This is a genomic window from Pseudarthrobacter albicanus, assembly GCF_018224015.1.
In the GTDB taxonomy this organism is placed as follows: domain Bacteria; phylum Actinomycetota; class Actinomycetes; order Actinomycetales; family Micrococcaceae; genus Arthrobacter; species Arthrobacter albicanus.
The window spans coordinates 1-425 of sequence record NZ_JAGPOT010000189.1 but is presented as its reverse complement, the minus strand read 5'-3'; the positions used below and the strand labels follow the sequence as shown (position 1 = coordinate 425).

The window sequence follows — 425 nt, the reverse complement described above, 5'->3', positions numbered from 1 at the left end:
CGCTGGGAAGGTGTCACCCGGGACTACAAGGCTTCCGACGTCATCCGCCTCCGCGGCCGCGTCTCCGAGGAGCACACCCTGGCCCGCCGCGGCTCCGAGAAGCTGTGGAAGCAGCTCACCGGGGAGCACAAGACCGGCCAGTACACGAACGCCCTGGGCGCCCTGACCGGCAACCAGGCAGTGCAGCAGGTCAAGGCCGGGCTGCGTGCCATCTACCTTTCCGGCTGGCAGGTCGCCGCGGACGCCAACAACTCCGGCCACACCTACCCGGACCAGTCGCTCTACCCGGCCAACTCGGTGCCGACCGTGGTCCGCCGCATCAACAACGCCCTGCTCCGCGCCGACCAGATCGAGTTCTCCGAGGGCATCCAGACCGTCGAGGACTGGATGGTCCCGATCGTCGCCGACGCCGAGGCCGGCTTCGG

The 425-nt window shown here is 69.4% G+C and carries 1 pseudogene; it reads left to right on the top strand.

The features are described from left to right. A pseudogene (locus J9611_RS22935) lies at positions 1-425 on the top strand (isocitrate lyase); the annotation flags it as partial.